The sequence below is a fragment of the Paenibacillus lentus genome, from assembly GCF_003931855.1.
GTDB lineage: Bacteria > Bacillota > Bacilli > Paenibacillales > Paenibacillaceae > Fontibacillus > Fontibacillus lentus.
Map to the genome: position 1 here is coordinate 1,002,367 of NZ_CP034248.1, position 19,016 is coordinate 1,021,382.

Sequence of the window (19,016 nt, forward strand, 5' to 3'; positions counted from 1 at the left end):
TTAGCTCACCCCCACAAGCTGGTCGTAGCGCTCAAGAGAGCCCTCCAAACGAGTTCCCGGGGGCGACAGCTTCTCCTCCCACGTAATGGGCAAGTCTCGGCTTCCATATTTCATACCAAGGATACCCGTGACGCGGGAAACTGCCGCATCCTGGCCTAGCAAAGCGATTGCCTCTTGGATCTGTTCTATGGTGTACACATCGCTCCAGTGCAACAGCGCCTGAAGGCGCTCTTTTCGCTCAGCCAGATCCTTCACCGTCACATACACGTGCAGTGTCTCCGGCAGCATGCGAAGGAACTGCGAATGTGTAACACTGCGCGGTTTTCTCAACCATCCGCTAAATACTTTCGACCACGGAACGTCCGCCGTTCGTCCCGTGTAAGGTCTAGGCACCTCCCGAATCTTCTGGTGGTGACCGTTCAGGATAACCAGACGATCCCAGAACGTTTGGATCAGCACCTCGCTACCTGGCGCAACCATTCCTAGTAACGGAATCGTCGTATCTTCAATCCGAATTTCCCCGTACTTATTGACTACCGCAGCAGCCAAGCGAAAAGCATCAAATCCATGCTCCGGCAATGTAAGGAGCTTACGTCGGTCATCCTCCCACAGATCAGCGATTCGGCGGTTTTGAGCATAATGCTTACGCTGGTGATCTTGAGTTGCCTGCTCAGCGAAATACGCGACAAGTTGTTCATGGTTTTCATAGATGGGAATGGGGACGGCCCAGTTCCTCTTAGAGTAGCCGCATTTATTTTCCACATGCCCCTTTTCATGACCGCTATACGGATTGCAGAAGACAGCTTCAAACCGGTAATGGGCACAGAATCGCAGAAAGCCTTCGGTTAATTGCCGCTCGCCTCCTTTCTCGATATGCACGACGGCGGCAGACAGGTTGTCGAACCATATCCGCTGAGGAACACCGCCCATCTGTTCGAAGCATTGCTTCATCGCTTCTAAGAAGCATTCCTGATTTTCCGCCGGTGTCGGATAAACGAATGCAGCGTTGCTATGCGGGAAAGACATCACCAGAAGTTTATATGTAAGCATTTGGTGCCCTTGGCTTACCTCAAGGGTCGTAAAGTCGACTTGAGCCTCTCCAGGCGGATGTTCTAGTCGTTCATACGTTTTGGCACGTTCCAGTTCCATTTCACTCTTTCGTTTCTGCACATAGGCTAGCACTGTACGTTGTCCGCCTGTAAATTGATGTTCGTCACGTAACCTTTGAAAAATGCGTACACCTGTATGACGTTGCTTTCGGGGGAGCAAGCGGTCCTCTTCCAACCACGTATCGACAATCTCCATAAATGCCCCCATGACTGGACTTCTACTTTTTCGTTTGGCCACAGATACATTCCAGTTAGTTTGATCGGCATATTTTTTTGCTGTTCGCCAATGAACCCCCACACGTTCAGCTATTTCATTTACAGAACAGCCTTCTACTTCGCGTAGAAATCTGATATAGTCTTGTTGAGGCATTTTCAACATCCTTTCATTTCTCCTCTCGCTACGTTGTCGCAAACATAACGATAGGATGATAATGGGATGCTGACAAGTGTCTCTTTTTTGCATCAAAGTTCGGCATTTTTACGCTGCAATATTAGGCACTTTTATTATGCAAGAAACAGATGACTCGCCCCTACTATCACGGCACATTAGGGAGGCCTCCAATTCACCCGATTCGTCTTTTCAAAATGATGCTGATTGGTTATTTATATGGCATTCACTCCGAAAGGCAATTAGAGCAAGAAATTAAAACGGACGTAGCCTACCGCTGGTTCCTTGGTCTAGGCTTAACGGATCCTGTGCCGGATCACTCGACGATTAGTTACAACCGTAATGTGCGATTCAAAGGATCTACCATTTTTCAAGACATTTTTGACGAAGTAGTCCGTTTGGCCATCCGTCATAACATGGTAGGGGGACGTGTTCTCATTACTGATTCAACGCACATCCAAGCTAACGCGAATAAAAATCGTTCATCGATGCAAGTTGTGACGGAAACGCCCCTTGAATATTTAAAAGAATTGGAGACAGCTATTAATCAAGAACGAGAGCGTCATGGAAAAAAGCCGCTGCCGCCCGTGAAAAACGAAACGATTGAAAAAAAACTGCGAGTGAGTAACACCGATCCAGAAAGTGGCTTTATGAAGCGTAAAGGCAAACCCGAAGGGTTTTATTATTTGGATCATCGTACAGTCGATCACAAATTCAATCTCATTACGGATGTCCATGTTACCCCTGGAAATGTGAATGACTCAACCGTTTATATAGAAAGACTTCAAAGACAGATCGATACATTTGACTTTCACAATACGTTAGAAGCTGTTGCTTTGGATTCAGGATATATGACGCCCTACATATGCAAAAAAACAAGCGAGATGGGTATTTTCAGTGTCATCGCTACTCGTAATGCCCCTACAGCAGAGGGGACTATACCCAAAGAAGAGTTTTCCTATGACCCGCAACAAGACGCTTATATATGTCCCAATGGATCTAAGCTGACTTACCACACAACCAATCGCAATGGATACAAAGAATATATGTCCAACCCTGACTTATGTGGCCAATGCCCATTATTGGATAGCTGTACATCAAGCAAAAATCGTAAACGTAAAATTCAGCGGCATGTTTGGGAAGGGTTTAAAGAGCGAGTAGAAGCGAATTACCGTAGCTCTTCAGGACAGATCTTGTATAAGCTCCGTTGTAAAACAGTTGAGCGAAGCTTCGCGGATGCCAAAGTGCTCCATGGGCTTCGCATTTCCCGTTTGCGTGGCCGGGAAAAAGTGCAGGAACAAGCACTGATGACTGCCATAGTGCAGAACATTAAGAAAATAGCAAGGCACCTAGCCAAGCTTTTTTCTCGTACAAACGGGAACTCACCTTATATTTTAATCCTTTCGATTCTGGATTTCCGTGGAAAGTATGTTTTCTTGCATAGAAAATCAATTACTTCAACAGTCTGATTTTATACAGCTAGTTAACCCCTTTTCCATAGAATACTTGTACTAAATAGAAAACATACAGTTAGTTTGCCTTATTTGGAGTAGATCGTCGTAATAGCCCAAAACTAAATGTAGGTTATCCAGTTAGTTGTCTACTACACGGTCAAAAACAGTAAACTAACTGTATGAAATACATGTAGATACTCAATAATACCCGACATAACTACCATTAACTAGAGTTATATGTAATCTTTAGCAATACTGACCCAGTATTATGCCTTTAGTTATCTAAAAAAATAAAAACCACCACCGATATTGACTATCAGCAGTGGTTCTTCGCTTAGCGACGTCCTACTCTCCCAGGACCCTGCGGTCCAAGTACCATCGGCGCTGGAGGGCTTAACGGTCGTGTTCGAGATGGGTACGTGTGGAACCCCTCCGCCATTGCCACCAAACGAGTTCAGATGTTTGATCACCTGAAAACTGGATACGAAACTTCATTTGCGTGTTAGCCCCCACTACCAAGGCTGGTAATGTTCTCGGGGTCCCCGCAAAGTAATCGGAATTAGCATCGAAGCTATTCTTCACTTTGCGGGTAGTATTTTGGATAAGCCCTCGACCGATTAGTACCTGTCAGCTCCATACATTGCTGCACTTCCACCTCAGGCCTATCAACCTCGTCGTCTTCAAGGGGTCTTACTAATTGGGAAATCTCATCTTGAGGAGGGCTTCACGCTTAGATGCTTTCAGCGTTTATCCCATCCGCACGTAGCTACCCAGCTATGCTCCTGGCGGAACAACTGGTGCACCAGCGGTGCGTCCATCCCGGTCCTCTCGTACTAAGGACAGCTCCTCTCAAATTTCCTACGCCCACGACAGATAGGGACCGAACTGTCTCACGACGTTCTGAACCCAGCTCGCGTACCGCTTTAATGGGCGAACAGCCCAACCCTTGGGACCTACTTCAGCCCCAGGATGCGATGAGCCGACATCGAGGTGCCAAACCTCCCCGTCGATGTGGACTCTTGGGGGAGATAAGCCTGTTATCCCCAGGGTAGCTTTTATCCGTTGAGCGATGGCCCTTCCATGCGGTACCACCGGATCACTAAGCCCGACTTTCGTCCCTGCTCGACTTGTCAGTCTCGCAGTCAAGCTCCCTTTTGCCTTTGCACTCTACGAATGATTTCCAACCATTCTGAGGGAACCTTGGGGCGCCTCCGTTACTCTTTAGGAGGCGACCGCCCCAGTCAAACTACCCGCCTGACACTGTCCCCGAACCGGATCACGGTCCTAGGTTAGAACTTCGATACGATCAGGGTGGTATCCCAACGATGCCTCCACCGAAGCTGGCGCTCCGGATTCCTAGGCTCCCACCTATCCTGTACAAATCGCATCAAAGTTCAATATCAAGCTGTAGTAAAGCTCCATGGGGTCTTTCCGTCTTGTCGCGGGTAACCTGCATCTTCACAGGTATTAAAATTTCACCGGATCTCTCGTTGAGACAGCGCCCAAGTCGTTACGCCATTCGTGCGGGTCAGAATTTACCTGACAAGGAATTTCGCTACCTTAGGACCGTTATAGTTACGGCCGCCGTTTACTGGGGCTTCGGTTCACAGCTTCGGGATTGCTCCCTAACCGCTCCCCTTAACCTTCCAGCACCGGGCAGGCGTCAGCCCGTATACTTCGCCTTACGGCTTCGCACAGACCTGTGTTTTTGCTAAACAGTCGCTTGGGCCTTTTCACTGCGGCCCCCTCGTGCTATTCACACTACCGGGGCACCCCTTCTCCCAAAGTTACGGGGTCATTTTGCCGAGTTCCTTAACGAGAGTTCTTCCGCGCGCCTTAGAATTCTCTTCTCGCCTACCTGTGTCGGTTTGCGGTACGGGCACCTTCTCCTGGCTAGAGGCTTTTCTCGGCAGTGTGAGATCATGACCTTCGGTACTGTAAATTTTCCCTCCCCATCACAGCCCAGCCTTAATGATGTGCGGATTTGCCTACACATCAGCCTCACTGCTTGGACGAGCATCCATCAGCTCGCGTCACTACCCTACTGCGTCACCCCGTCGCTCATAGCGGATTACGGTGGTACAGGAATTTCAACCTGTTGTCCTTCGACTACGCCTTTCGGCCTCGCCTTAGGTCCCGACTTACCCTGAGCGGACGAACCTTCCTCAGGAAACCTTGGGCTTTCGGCGGATCAGATTCTCACTGATCTTTTCGTTACTCATACCGGCATTCTCACTTGTATGCAGTCCACCAGTCCTCCCGGTCCAACTTCAATCCACATACAACGCTCCCCTACCCCTGATGCAAAGCATCAAGCCATAGCTTCGGTGGTGTGTTTAGCCCCGTTACATTTTCGGCGCAGAGTCACTCGACCAGTGAGCTATTACGCACTCTTTAAATGATGGCTGCTTCTAAGCCAACATCCTGGTTGTCTGTGCAACTCCACATCCTTTCCCACTTAACACACACTTGGGGACCTTAGCTGATGGTCTGGGCTGTTTCCCTCTTGACAATGGATCTTAGCACTCACTGTCTGACTCCCGGTTATAAGTCCATGGCATTCGGAGTTTGACTGAGCTTGGTAACCCTTGGCGGGCCCCGCACCCAATCAGTGCTCTACCTCCACGACTCTATTCACCGAGGCTAGCCCTAAAGCTATTTCGGGGAGAACCAGCTATCTCCGAGTTCGATTGGTATTTCTCCGCTACCCCCACCTCATCCCCGCATTTTTCAACATACGTGGGTTCGGGCCTCCAGTGCGTGTTACCGCACCTTCACCCTGGACAGGGGTAGATCACCCGGTTTCGGGTCTACGTCCACGTACTAAATCGCCCTATTCAGACTCGCTTTCGCTGCGGCTTCGGCTCTTCACCTTAACCTTGCACGGGAACGTAACTCGCCGGTTCATTCTACAAAAGGCACGCCATCACCCGTGCGGAAACAAGTTTCCGCATAGGGCTCTGACTTCTTGTAAGCACACGGTTTCAGGTTCTTTTTCACTCCCCTTCCGGGGTGCTTTTCACCTTTCCCTCACGGTACTGCTTCACTATCGGTCGCTAGGGAGTATTTAGCCTTACCAGATGGTCCTGGCAGATTCATACGGGGTTTCACGTGCCCCGCACTACTCGGGATCCGTCTCGGAGGGAACAGACTTTCGATTACAGGGCTTTTACCTTCTATGGCCGGCCTTTCCAGACCTGTTCGTCTAATCGGTTCCTTTGTAACTCCGTGTGAGACGTCCCACAACCCCAGAGAGCAAGCTCTCTGGTTTAGGCTGTTCCGCGTTCGCTCGCCGCTACTGACGGAATCACTCTTGTTTTCTCTTCCTCAGGGTACTTAGATGTTTCAGTTCCCCTGGTATGCCTCTTCACACCCTATGTATTCAGATGTGAGTGACTGCGTATTACCACAGCCGGGTTTCCCCATTCGGACACCCCCGGATCAAAGCTTGCTTACAGCTCCCCGAGGCAGTTTCGTTGTTCGCCACGTCCTTCTTCGGCTCCTAGCGCCTAGGCATCCTCCGTGTGCTCTTAGTAGCTTAACCATAATCGCTCGCATTTTGGGCTATTCGCTCTGTTGTCCGTTACTTTCCTGATCGAATAAATTCAACCAAGGTGGAAAGTAACTCCCAAAGGATCGCCTATCCCAAAACGTTCGCTAGTATCACTACCTTTATTCACTTCCTTGGTCAATCACTTGACACAAGTTCAGCTAAAAGGAATATTTCTAAAACGCAAATTTCGTTTCGTATATCCAGTTTTCAAGGATCAAGTTTCTTCGCCATTGGACTGGCGGAAGACTATCTTATCATCTTTCAGCTTTCCGTTTCAACGGTAAGTGTTGGAAGATAAGTTTGAGAGTTGAACTCTCAAAACTGACCAACGAGTGAGCTAAAAGCTTTACGAAGTAAAGCTACTTCGAAAGCATATACCTCTTTGCATCTGCAAAGGGATCGGCGACTTTCGTCAGCCTTATTTGAATGTCTTCGTTGCAGAAGACGATTCTCCATAGAAAGGAGGTGATCCAGCCGCACCTTCCGATACGGCTACCTTGTTACGACTTCACCCCAATCATCTACCCCACCTTCGGCGGCTGGCCCCTTGCGGTTACCTCACCGACTTCGGGTGTTGTAAACTCTCGTGGTGTGACGGGCGGTGTGTACAAGACCCGGGAACGTATTCACCGCGGCATGCTGATCCGCGATTACTAGCAATTCCGACTTCATGCAGGCGAGTTGCAGCCTGCAATCCGAACTGAGACCAGCTTTGATAGGATTCGCTCCACCTCGCGGCTTCGCTTCCCGTTGTACTGGCCATTGTAGTACGTGTGTAGCCCAGGTCATAAGGGGCATGATGATTTGACGTCATCCCCACCTTCCTCCGGTTTGTCACCGGCAGTCACCTTAGAGTGCCCATCCGAAATGCTGGCAACTAAGATCAAGGGTTGCGCTCGTTGCGGGACTTAACCCAACATCTCACGACACGAGCTGACGACAACCATGCACCACCTGTGTCCCCTGCTCCGAAGAGAAGCTCTATCTCTAGAGCGGTCAGAGGCATGTCAAGACCTGGTAAGGTTCTTCGCGTTGCTTCGAATTAAACCACATACTCCACTGCTTGTGCGGGTCCCCGTCAATTCCTTTGAGTTTCAGTCTTGCGACCGTACTCCCCAGGCGGAATGCTTAATGTGTTTACTTCGGCACCAAGGGTATCGAAACCCCTAACACCTAGCATTCATCGTTTACGGCGTGGACTACCAGGGTATCTAATCCTGTTTGCTACCCACGCTTTCGCGCCTCAGCGTCAGTTACAGCCCAGAGAGTCGCCTTCGCCACTGGTGTTCCTCCACATATCTACGCATTTCACCGCTACACGTGGAATTCCACTCTCCTCTTCTGCACTCAAGCCACCCAGTTTCCAGTGCGACCCGGAGTTGAGCCCCGGGATTAAACACCAGACTTAAATGACCGCCTGCGCGCGCTTTACGCCCAATAATTCCGGACAACGCTTGCCCCCTACGTATTACCGCGGCTGCTGGCACGTAGTTAGCCGGGGCTTTCTTCTCAGGTACCGTCACTCTTAGAGCAGTTACTCTCTAAGACGTTCTTCCCTGGCAACAGAGCTTTACGATCCGAAAACCTTCATCACTCACGCGGCGTTGCTCCGTCAGACTTGCGTCCATTGCGGAAGATTCCCTACTGCTGCCTCCCGTAGGAGTCTGGGCCGTGTCTCAGTCCCAGTGTGGCCGTTCACCCTCTCAGGTCGGCTACGCATCGTCGCCTTGGTGAGCCATTACCTCACCAACTAGCTAATGCGCCGTAGGCCCATCCCTTAGTGACAGATTGCTCCGTCTTTCATTGCTCCTTCATGCGAAGAAACAAATTATCCGGTATTAGCTAACGTTTCCGCTAGTTATCCCAGGCTGAGGGGCAGGTTGCCTACGTATTACTCACCCGTCCGCCGCTAGATTATTTCGGAAGCAAGCTTCCAAAATAATCCCGCTCGACTTGCATGTATTAGGCACGCCGCCAGCGTTCGTCCTGAGCCAGGATCAAACTCTCCAATAAAGATCGGAAGGAGGCTCATACCCGAAGGTGATGAGGTGTTCCATCCAAAGTGTTTGACTTGCTCATTTTGAATCTGACGAGATCAGATTTGCATCTGACTCTATTTTTAGATTTCACTTCCGTGAAACCCGCTCACTCGTTGTTCAGTTTTCAAAGATCAACTTTGTTTCTCATGTGTTGCCGTGTTTCAGTGGCAACTCTTATAATATATCACTTGCTGCGAACAATTGCAAGAGTTATTTTGAAAATTCTTTTTTTCTTATATTAACTCATTCTCAGCTATCGCTGCAGCAAGTCATACTATACCTATTTTCTAACTAAAAAGCAACCCTAGGAAAGAACTTCCTCAATATACAAGCTGGTATCCTTCATCAAATTAATAATTTCGCCATCAATGGATACCATTGGCCGTGTAGGGTGATTGCGATCTGAGAATATAATCTCTCCCGTCTTACCATTGCTGAGAAGCACTCTCATTCCATTATGGAACTGAGTTACTTTCTCCACGAAAGTTTGCACAATACTAGGATCAAGCTTGCCAAACGCCTCGGACTTTAATTGCTCCAATACCAAATAGGGTGATTGCGCCTTTCGGTATCTCCGATTGAGAGTCATAGCATGAAAAATGTCAGCTATTGCTACAATTCTAGCGTACACATGTATTTTCTCCCCCGTAAGGTGGAAGGGATAACCGGATCCATCCATTTTCTCATGATGCTGCAGCGCAGTCAGACGGACACCCTCATTGATTGCAGACGTTTTTCGAAGCTGTTGATATCCATAAGTCGTATGCATCCGCATTTCTTCTGATTCATCCTCTGTTAGTGATTCAGGATTATATAGGATCAACGGATCAATCTTTGTATTTCCAATGTCATGCAACAAACCGGCAAAAGCAACCTGCATCCAATCCTTTTGCGGCAGGCCGTGCCACTGTGCAAGCAAATACGATGTCATCGAGGAAAGGATGGCATTGTGGTATAGGTAATCATATTCATTCATATTTCGCGGCGCAAAGGTCAGTACATTATAATGCTTCATCTGTTTGATCAAAGCTTCCAACTGACGACGCAGTTCATATATGGGAAGCTCTGCGGCAAGCACAGACTGAAAAGCACTTTTCGTCAAATGAAGCATCCGGTCATACTCCTGATGAAGTGAGCTGATTGGCAAATGTTCCATTTCAGAAGCTGCTGTATTCTCATTTGGCACGGCTGCTGCCTCCCCTGGTTTGCCCGCTGTTGTCATAGAAGTCGTGGCATTAGATTCCTCGGCTGATTTGAACGATTCTTCAATTTCTACTGACGAAATCATAAAAGCGCGCAATATATCTAAATCTCTTGGCAACAGCACCTTCCCTTTTTCCAATAATAAACCACCTAGGGGACTGTATACGTTGCTTATAATTTTTAACCCAGGCTTCAGTTCAGCCACAGGGATGTTATTCATTATATTCTCTCCTCACCTCTCTACCCTAATGGGTATTATTAACTATGTATCCAATAAAGTCTGCCAATAAAACCGTATTAATGTCATTATAGTATGGCAGGAATAACCCAACAATCTCCTTTTCATAAAAGATACTCTAAAATGCTAATTATTTTAGCTTTATACTAACAAAATAGCACTTTCAGCACATATATTGATCTTTTCCATTTCAGGATGCATGAAAATGCAGATCGCATGAAGATCCAACGCAAATATAGCAAAAAAAGCGGCTCCCTTGAGTGGGTGCCGCTTTCGATATTTCTACCGCTGGGTATGACAATCAACTATTACTCTTCGGAGGATTCGTTGCCCGCATCTGAATCTGCATTTATCTCATCAGTCTCTTCTTGATGATTAACATCGGTCGCTTCTTCGCCCAGCGTCCCTTCCAGATTTTCGCCGTTCTCGTCATCCTCATGCTCTGTTTCTTCGCTCTTGTCTGAGCGGCAAACCGTAGCTACAGCGTCATCTTCACGAATATTAATCAGCTTCACGCCCTGCGTATTACGACCCATGGTTGAGATTCCTTCCATGCTCGTACGGATAAGCGTGCCGCTACTTGTAATGATCATCAGATCCTCTTCGTCCTTAACTACCTTCAGACCAACGACTGAGCCATTCTTCTCTGTTACATTGATCGTCTTAATCCCCTTGCCTCCACGGCTTTGAATCCGATATTCAGAGACAGGGGTACGTTTCCCATAACCCTTCGTAGTTACGATCAGAATATCCTGATCAGGAACGACGACATCCATACCGATCAATTCATCGTGCTCATCCAACGTTATCCCTTTAACCCCAGTAGCCGCTCTACCCATAGAACGAACATCGCTTTCTGGGAAGCGAATGGACATTCCTTGAGCGGTACCCATGATCAGCTCTTGCTTACCATCCGTAAGTCTCACATCAATCAGCGTATCATCTTCACGCAAATTCACGGCGATAAGTCCGCCTTTACGAATATTAATGTAATCCTCAAGCGGTGTCTTCTTAACGATACCTTGACGTGTCGCAAAGAACAGATACTGATCCCCTTCGAACTTCTCTACCGGGATGACCGCGTTAACGGTTTCCCCTTGTTCGATTTGAATCAGGTTAATGATCGGCGTACCGCGCGCCGTCCGTCCAAGCTCTGGAATTTCGTAAGCCTTCAGACGATACGCTTTACCACGATCTGTAAAGAACATTAAATAGTGGTGAGTATTTGTCACGAATAGATGCTCCACGAAATCGTCATCTTTCGTATCCATCCCCACTACACCTCGTCCACCGCGCTTCTGACTGCGATAAGTGGTCACTGGCAGGCGTTTAACATAGCCGGTGTGCGTAATCGTAACGACGACTTCCTCCTGTGGAATCAAATCTTCATCAAGAATACTCTCTTCACCGACTGTGATTTCCGTGCGACGAGAATCTGCGAAGCGATCGCGAATCTCCTGAAGCTCGTTACTGATAATTTGCAGAACGAGTTCTTCATTTGCAAGAATCTCGCGATACTCGGCAATTTTCTGAAGCAGCTCATTATACTCTTCCTCGATTTTATCGCGTTCCAAACCTGTCAAACGTTGCAGGCGCATATCGAGAATGGCTTGTGCTTGTTCCACGCTTAGTTCAAATCTCTCTATAAGACCCGTACGGGCTATATCCGTTGTTCGCGATCCGCGAATAAGGGCAATAACCTCATCCAGATTATCAAGAGCAATCCGCAATCCTTCTAGAATATGAGCACGTGCTTCTGCCTTCTTCAGATCAAATTCTGTTCGACGACGAATAACTTCTACTTGATGTTGCAAATAATGATGAAGAACTTCCTTCAGAGTTAGAATTTTAGGCTCTTTATTGACAATCGCAAGCATGTTAATCCCAAAAGTACTCTGCATCGATGTATGCTTGTATAAATTGTTCAGTACGACATTCGGATTAACGTCGCGACGAAGCTCGATTACGACACGCATCCCGTTACGATCAGACTCATCCCGCAAATCGGTAATGCCGTCAATTCTCTTCTCGCGAACCAGTTCAGCGATTTTCTCAACTAGCCGAGCTTTATTCACTTGATACGGAAGCTCGTCCACGATAATACGTGCTTTATTATTATTCTCTTCAATAGTTGTTCTAGCTCGCATGGTTATAGAACCACGACCCGTCGTATAAGCCTGACGAATGCCAGAACGTCCCACGATATAACCAGCAGTTGGGAAATCAGGTCCATGGATATAATCCATCAACTCGAGTGAATCAATATCAGGATTGGCAATCATGGCTTGAACCCCGTCGATGACCTCGCCTAAATTATGAGGTGGAATATTCGTTGCCATACCGACTGCAATTCCGGATACGCCGTTAACGAGCAGGTTTGGATATCGTGCCGGTAGCACAACTGGTTCGTGTTCCTCACCGTCATAGTTCGGCATGAAATCTATAGTTTCTTTATTGATATCGCGCAGCATCTCCATCGCAATCTTGGACAAACGCGCTTCTGTGTATCGCATTGCCGCGGCAAAGTCACCGTCGATAGAACCGAAGTTACCGTGACCTTCTACGAGCATATATCGCATAGAGAAATCCTGAGCCATCCGGACCATCGTTTCATATACCGCTGAATCCCCGTGCGGGTGGTATTTACCAATAACTTCGCCGACGATTCTGGCCGATTTCTTATACGGCTTATCGGGATACATCCCAAGCTCGGACATCGCAAACAGGATACGACGATGCACCGGCTTCAAACCATCCCTCACATCTGGCAGAGCACGGCTGACAATAATGCTCATGGCATAATCCATAAAGGATTCACGCATTTCCACATTAATGTCCCGATCTACGATTTGCGAAAATTTTTCTTCCGCCATGCTGGACCTCCTTCAAATTCTATCCAAATGCCTATGTTCGGGAAAACCTTGAAAAAACCGTCAAGTCACTAGTACCTATTATATTACTTTCACAAATTAAGCACAATTAAACGTATTTGATTTCCCGGTTATCTTCCCAGATATAAGGCACATTAAAAAAAATAGGGATGTGTCCACTCCCATTATTACTTCCGCTCATATACTACGGATATAGGCATTTTCTTGATAAGCTAATGAACTAACAAGAATCCCACATCACATAATTATATCATTTTTTATCACTTCTGTCCTATGTTTTCATCCATGAAGAAAATGTACAACAACTATTCAGGAAAGGAAGGAACATGACTTGGCGATTCAGCGAGTTGCAAGCAAATGGGAAAAAACCAAAGCCCTGCACAAAAAAGAACATATCTCTCTGTATATTCCCGAGACCCGTAAATATTCTATTGACCAGATGCAAGAAATGCTCGACACATATGAATTGGTGTACATTAAACCAGACCGTGGAACATACGGTATTGGTGTCATGTGCGCCGATATATGGAGAGACGACATCGATGAGGACGCCGAACCTAAATTCAGACTGCAGTTTGGAACCCAAAGTGAAATTCATCCGAACATAGAAAGTCTTCATCAATCGATCGAGGAAAAAATCGGAACAAAGCCATATTTAATTCAAAAAGGTATTTCATTATTAACCTATAAGCGCAGGAAATTTGATATCCGGGCCCTGGTGCAAAAAACGCCCAATAATACCTGGGAAACTACGGCTTTCATAGGTCGTATCGCTGCCCCTCATAGAATCGTAACCAACCATCATAGCGGGGGTTCGGTTCTGCCTATTGAAGACTTGCTGGGACCCTATTTAACTCCTTCGCAATTCCTCGAATTATACAAAGAAATGAAAAACCTCGGTGTTCACGTTGCTTCCGAGCTATCTCGGAAATATCCTCGGCTGAAGGAAATCGGCCTGGATCTGGCGATTGATGAACAGTACCACATCTGGATTCTGGAGGTTAATACAAAGCCAGCTCTTTTCCCTTTCAAATGGTTGCAGGACAAAAGTATTTATAAAAAAGTTCGCCGATATGCCGTCGCATATGGAAGGCTGAAATCAGCAAAATAAATGTATATCGTCACAAAACCGATGCATGCGGTTACCAATATTTCTTAAAGTGTATTCGTCCAATAAAGTTTCTACTTCAAATAATCTACAGCACTTCTGAAAAAGGGTACTGCCGTTAGACAGTACCCTTTCTATCCTCATTCAACCTTGCATTAATTTCCAAAGTTAAATATCCAAATTCGTCACGTATTTAGCATGCTCATTAATAAAATCTCGACGTGGCTCAACATTATCGCCCATCAAAGTATCAAATATAGCATCCGCCTGGATCGCATCAGAGATGGATACCTGCTGCATGGTGCGGCTCTCTGGATCCATCGTTGTCTCCCAGAGCTGTTCGGCATTCATCTCACCTAGACCTTTATAACGCTGTACGTTGACTTTAACATTCTCGCCAAACTCAGCAATGATCTCATCGCGTTCTTGCTCCGATCCAGCATAGCGTATGATTTTATTGCGCTCGATTTTGAAAAGCGGCGGCTGGGCGATATAAATATATCCGGCCTCAATTAGCTTCCGCATATACCGGAAGAAGAAGGTGAGGAGCAGAGTGCGGATATGCGCCCCGTCAACGTCGGCATCGGTCATAATGATGACTTTGTGATAACGAGCCTTGGAAAGATCGAATTCTTCACCGATCCCCGTCCCCAGAGCCGTAATAATCGCTCGAATCTCCGCATTGCCAAGAATACGGTCAAGCCTTGCTTTCTCCACGTTAAGAATCTTACCTCGCAGGGGCAGAATCGCTTGGAAATGCCGATCTCGCCCCTGCTTGGCCGATCCACCCGCGGAGTCCCCTTCGACGATATACAGCTCGCTGATTGAAGCATCCTTAGAGGAGCAGTCGGCCAGCTTACCCGGCAGTGCACTAACCTCCAATGCACTCTTGCGGCGCGTCAGCTCACGTGCTTTCCGGGCAGCTTCACGAGCCCGGGAAGCCTGTAATGCCTTTTCCAGGACACGGCGAGATACCGCTGGATTTTCTTCCATGAAATCATGCAGTTTCTCGGCAAACAAGGATTCAACGATTCCACGAACCTCACTGTTCCCCAGCTTCGTTTTCGTTTGGCCTTCAAACTGTGGCTCAGGAATTTTGACAGAAATGATCGCCGTTAAACCTTCGCGCACATCATCCCCAGTCAAATTGGAATCATTGTCTTTAATCATATTATTCTTGCGTGCGTAATCATTAATAATCCGGGTAAGAGCACTCTTGAATCCGGATTCATGCGTACCGCCTTCATGCGTATTGATATTGTTCGCAAAGGAATGAATATTCTCCGTGTAGCTGTCGTTATACTGCAGCGCTACTTCTACCATGATCATATCCCGCTGTCCTTCGACGTAAATCGGCTCTTCATGAAGGGCTTCTCTGTTCTGGTTCAAATATTTTACATATTCGATAATGCCGCCTTCGTAGTGGAATCTCTCGGATTGACCCGTTCGTTCATCCGTCAAAGACAGATTAATCCCTTTATTCAAAAAAGCCAGCTCACGAATACGAGTCAGCAAAATATTATAGTCGTACTCCGTCGTTTCTGTGAATACTTCCGGATCTGGATAGAAAGTTGTCTTTGTACCCGTAAGCTCTCCTGCTTCCCCGACAATGCGGAGATCATACTGAGGTACCCCGCGCTGATATTCCTGCATGTATACATGTCCATCCCGCCGTACCTGTACGATAAGCTTGGACGAAAGAGCATTAACGACAGATACACCGACCCCATGCAGACCACCGGACACCTTATAGCCACCACCGCCGAATTTACCTCCGGCATGGAGGACGGTCATGACGACTTCAAGCGTGGAACGTTTCATTTTTGGATGCTCGCCAACAGGAATACCGCGCCCGTTGTCCGTAACGGTGATGCTGTTATCCTGATGAATCGTTACCTCGATTGTATCCGCATAACCGGCAAGTGCTTCGTCAATACTATTGTCCACGACTTCCCACACCAAATGATGCAGTCCCCGGGAACTGGTTGAACCAATGTACATACCGGGCCGCTTACGAACGGCCTCCAGGCCTTCGAGCACCTGTATCTGACTCTCGTCATACGATTGTTCGTTCATCGACATGCCTTCATTCACCTACTTCTATAGATTCAAAATCCCCGTTTGACGGGGCAGTTAGATTGCAAAGGATATGTTTGCTTTCTTCTTAAGAGTTGCGGAAGAAATGGGTGAATAATAGACCGTAGTTTTCGTTACTACGATTGATTTAGCTTCTTCCTCTCCGATGCGCTGCACGTTCTTCTCTTTGATCGCGTAGCTAACGAACTGCTTGGATATCTTCGAGGATTTCTCAATTGAAATATCGAAGATCGCAACCAGTTCTGAAGAAAATATGACCTTCTCGCCACCTAAGTGAATGTACATCTCTTTCCTCCACTCATTATGAAATGACTTGTCCTTCGTTCACGTGAAAAATGCTGGCGTCCTGCAGCCGGCCTGCATTGATGCTTTCGATGCCTGTTGCCGTAATGAACGTTTGCACTTTGCTTTGAAAAGTCTCGATCAATTGAGTTTGGCGATATGGATCAAGTTCTGATAGCACATCATCCAGCAGAAGAATCGGATATTCCCCAATCTCTTCATGGATCAGCTCGATCTCAGCTAGTTTAAGCGATAATGCCGTCGTCCTTTGCTGTCCCTGGGAACCGTATACCTGGGCTTCATTTCCGTTAATATGAAAAGCCAAGTCATCGCGGTGCGGTCCGGAAAGCGTCATGCCACGGCGGATTTCCTGCTCTTTCATTTGTGATAACTTTATCATAAATTGCTCCATTAGGACAGCTTCATCTTCTTCCTCAGCCTCTCCGAAGGAAGGTAAATAGGATAATTCCAGCTTTTCTAGACCTCCGGTAATGCCCTCATGAATCTGTTCAGCCCATTTCTGAAGCTTTCTTATGAATTGTTTCCTTCTTTTGATAATTTTAACACCATGCTCCGCAAGCTGTTCATTCCAAATCTCCAGCATCGTCCCCATTTCTGGGCCTGCACCAAAGGCCTGTTTCAACAGATTGTTTCTCTGTACAAGTACCTTCTGATACTGCTGGAGATGGAATAAATAGCTAGGCTGAACCTGCCCAATTTCCATGTCCAGGAAGCGTCTACGAATTCCCGGTGTTCCTTTGACGATCTCCAGATCCTCTGGAGCAAACATGACGACGTTCAATGCGCCGATGAAGTCGCTTAGCTTTCGCTGCTCCAAGCCGTTGAGTTTAGCTCTTTTCCCCTGCTGGGACAGGCGGAGCTCCAAATTTAATGTACCGTACTTTTTTTCGACTTCAGCACCAATAACTGCATGATCACTGCCGAAAGCGATCAGTTCTTTGTCTTTGGTCGTACGGTGTGATTTCGTCAAGGCCAGCACGAAAAGAGACTCCAGCAAATTGGTCTTTCCCTGCGCATTGCGGCCGATAAGCAGGTTGACATTACCAAAATGGTTCAGCGTCAATGTTTCGTAATTTCGGTAATGCTCCAATCGTAAATGATTTACATACATGGCGGTCTTAAGCCCCCTTCCATCCCGCTGCTCCCAATTTGACTTCCGCTAGGCGAGCAGTTAAGGGCTTTATTGCTTAGCAACCTGAAAAACACCGCATCCTTCAACGTCAACGGTATCCCCAGGGTACAGCTTGCGGCCTCGACGCTCTTCCAGCTCGCCGTTGACCTTTACTACTTCCTCCTGCAAAAGCGCCTTGGCCATACCTCCTGTAGGTACGCAATCCGCAAGCTTTAGAAATTGATCCAGCTTAATGTATTCGGTCGATATGGCGACTGTTTTCATAATCTAAGTTCTTCCTTTCTCAACGATCGTGATTTGGGGGCATCCGATAGTGACTCATCAACCTCATCAACGATTAATTTGTTGTACGGTAAGGGAGGATGAGGTACAGGCTTTGACTGTCATCTAAAGGCTTAATAATAATTGGGCTCATGGCCCCCGTGAAGCCAATGTGAAGCTGCTGACTCTCGACCACTTTCAGTACATCAAGCATGTACTTCGAGTTAAACGAAATGCGCAGCGGATCTCCTTCAAATTTAGCAACCTCAAGCTGTTCTGTAACCTTCCCGAGCTCTGATGAGCTTGAAGATATTTCAATCGTGCCATCCTCCATCGTTTGCAGCCGTACAATATTGGTTTTCTCTTCCCGGGATAGCAAATAAGCCCGGTCAATAGAATCGCTTAGTTTCTTCGTATCAAGGACTAGTTCTGTTTTATAGGTTGTCGGAATAATCTTGGAAGTATCCGGATAAGTACCGTCTAAAATACGCGAATAAAATAAAATCCGGTCGATTTTAAACAGCACTTGGTTGTCAGCAACGACAATTTCAATCATGGTGTTCTGATCAGGAATGATCTTGCTTAGCTCGTTCAATGTTTTTCCCGAAATAACAATGTTGCTGAATCGAATATTATCGGCACTGTCTAATACGGCTGTTCTACTGGCTAGACGGTGACGGTCGGTAGCTACGAATTTGAACTGATTATCGCTTAAGTTCCACAGTATACCAGTCAAAATAGGCGATGTTTCATTCGTGGAAATAGAGAATGCCGTTTGTTTGATCATATTTTTAAGCAAATCGCCTGGAATCATAATAATTTGATCTTCCTCAATACTTGGAAGCACCGGAAATTCTTCTGGATCAAGGCCGACCATTTGAATATCTGTTGACCCGGAGCGGATTAACGTTTGAAACCCCTCTTTAACCTCCATTTCGATTTCTTGAGAAGGAAGTTTTTTAATGATCTCGACAAAAAATTTAGCAGGTAAAACAACGCTGCCTGGACGATCAATTTGAACGATTTGTTTGTCATGATCTTCAGCTGGAATAAAAGCCTGGATAGAAATATCGGTATCACTGGCGGTTAAAGTCATACCTTGGAAATTAACCTCTAGTTTAATACCAGTCAAAATGGGAATCGTTGTCCGGCTGGAGATCGCTTTGGAAACGTGTTGAATAGATTCATTTAGTTCATGTTTAAGAATGCGGATTTTCATAATTTCAACTCCTAAAAGATT

The 19,016-nt window shown here is 46.8% G+C and carries 9 protein-coding genes, 3 rRNA genes and 1 pseudogene; 2 read left to right on the forward strand and 11 right to left on the reverse strand.

Annotated features, from left to right (window positions below):
* Positions 1-1,488 (reverse strand): IS21 family transposase, encoded by a 1,488-nt coding sequence (istA, locus tag EIM92_RS04610; protein ID WP_164514990.1) that lies wholly within the window; start codon positions 1,486-1,488, stop codon positions 1-3.
* 137 nt (positions 1,489-1,625) lie between these two features.
* Between istA and EIM92_RS04615 the strand changes: the two are divergent.
* Positions 1,626-2,855, forward strand: a pseudogene (locus EIM92_RS04615) (IS1182 family transposase); the annotation flags it as partial.
* A gap of 428 nt (positions 2,856-3,283) precedes the next feature.
* On the opposite strand, the gene rrf reads toward EIM92_RS04615, so the two are convergent.
* The 5 genes from rrf to gyrA form a co-directional block, all read right to left on the reverse strand.
* Positions 3,284-3,400: ribosomal RNA gene (rrf, locus tag EIM92_RS04620) — 5S ribosomal RNA — on the reverse strand.
* A gap of 148 nt (positions 3,401-3,548) precedes the next feature.
* Positions 3,549-6,495: ribosomal RNA gene (locus tag EIM92_RS04625) — 23S ribosomal RNA — on the reverse strand.
* Between the two features lie 467 nt (positions 6,496-6,962).
* Positions 6,963-8,517 (reverse strand): 16S ribosomal RNA (locus EIM92_RS04630).
* Together the 16S, 23S and 5S rRNA genes form the textbook arrangement of a ribosomal RNA operon.
* Before the next feature lie 330 nt (positions 8,518-8,847).
* Positions 8,848-9,966: an HD-GYP domain-containing protein gene (locus EIM92_RS04635; protein WP_125081680.1), complete on the reverse strand. Its 1,119-nt coding sequence runs from the start codon at positions 9,964-9,966 to the stop codon at positions 8,848-8,850.
* A 326-nt stretch (positions 9,967-10,292) separates the two neighbouring features.
* Positions 10,293-12,857 (reverse strand): DNA gyrase subunit A, encoded by a 2,565-nt coding sequence (gyrA, locus tag EIM92_RS04640; RefSeq protein WP_125081681.1) that lies wholly within the window; start codon positions 12,855-12,857, stop codon positions 10,293-10,295.
* Positions 12,858-13,206: 349 nt separating this feature from the next.
* Between gyrA and EIM92_RS04645 the strand changes: the two genes are divergently transcribed.
* On the forward strand, positions 13,207-13,986 hold the full coding sequence (locus EIM92_RS04645) for a YheC/YheD family protein (RefSeq protein ID WP_125081682.1): 780 nt from the start codon (positions 13,207-13,209) through the stop codon (positions 13,984-13,986).
* Between the two features lie 165 nt (positions 13,987-14,151).
* Here EIM92_RS04645 and gyrB read toward each other — a convergent pair whose 3' ends face one another.
* From gyrB to dnaN, 5 genes are all read right to left on the reverse strand, one after another.
* Positions 14,152-16,065: a DNA topoisomerase (ATP-hydrolyzing) subunit B gene (gyrB, locus tag EIM92_RS04650; protein WP_125081683.1), complete on the reverse strand. Its 1,914-nt coding sequence runs from the start codon at positions 16,063-16,065 to the stop codon at positions 14,152-14,154.
* A gap of 51 nt (positions 16,066-16,116) precedes the next feature.
* On the reverse strand, positions 16,117-16,365 hold the full coding sequence (remB, locus tag EIM92_RS04655) for an extracellular matrix regulator RemB (protein ID WP_125081684.1): 249 nt from the start codon (positions 16,363-16,365) through the stop codon (positions 16,117-16,119).
* Positions 16,366-16,381: 16 nt separating this feature from the next.
* Positions 16,382-17,494 carry a DNA replication/repair protein RecF gene (gene recF / locus EIM92_RS04660; protein WP_125081685.1) on the reverse strand — a complete coding sequence of 371 codons (1,113 nt, stop codon included), beginning with the start codon at positions 17,492-17,494 and terminating at the stop codon, positions 16,382-16,384.
* A gap of 69 nt (positions 17,495-17,563) precedes the next feature.
* A complete protein-coding gene (yaaA, locus tag EIM92_RS04665; RefSeq protein ID WP_125081686.1) occupies positions 17,564-17,779 on the reverse strand; it encodes a S4 domain-containing protein YaaA in 216 nt (71 codons plus the stop codon).
* 73 nt (positions 17,780-17,852) lie between these two features.
* Positions 17,853-18,995, reverse strand: a complete 1,143-nt coding sequence (dnaN, locus tag EIM92_RS04670) for a DNA polymerase III subunit beta (RefSeq protein ID WP_125081687.1) — start codon at positions 18,993-18,995, stop codon at positions 17,853-17,855.
* Positions 18,996-19,016 lie beyond the last annotated feature (21 nt).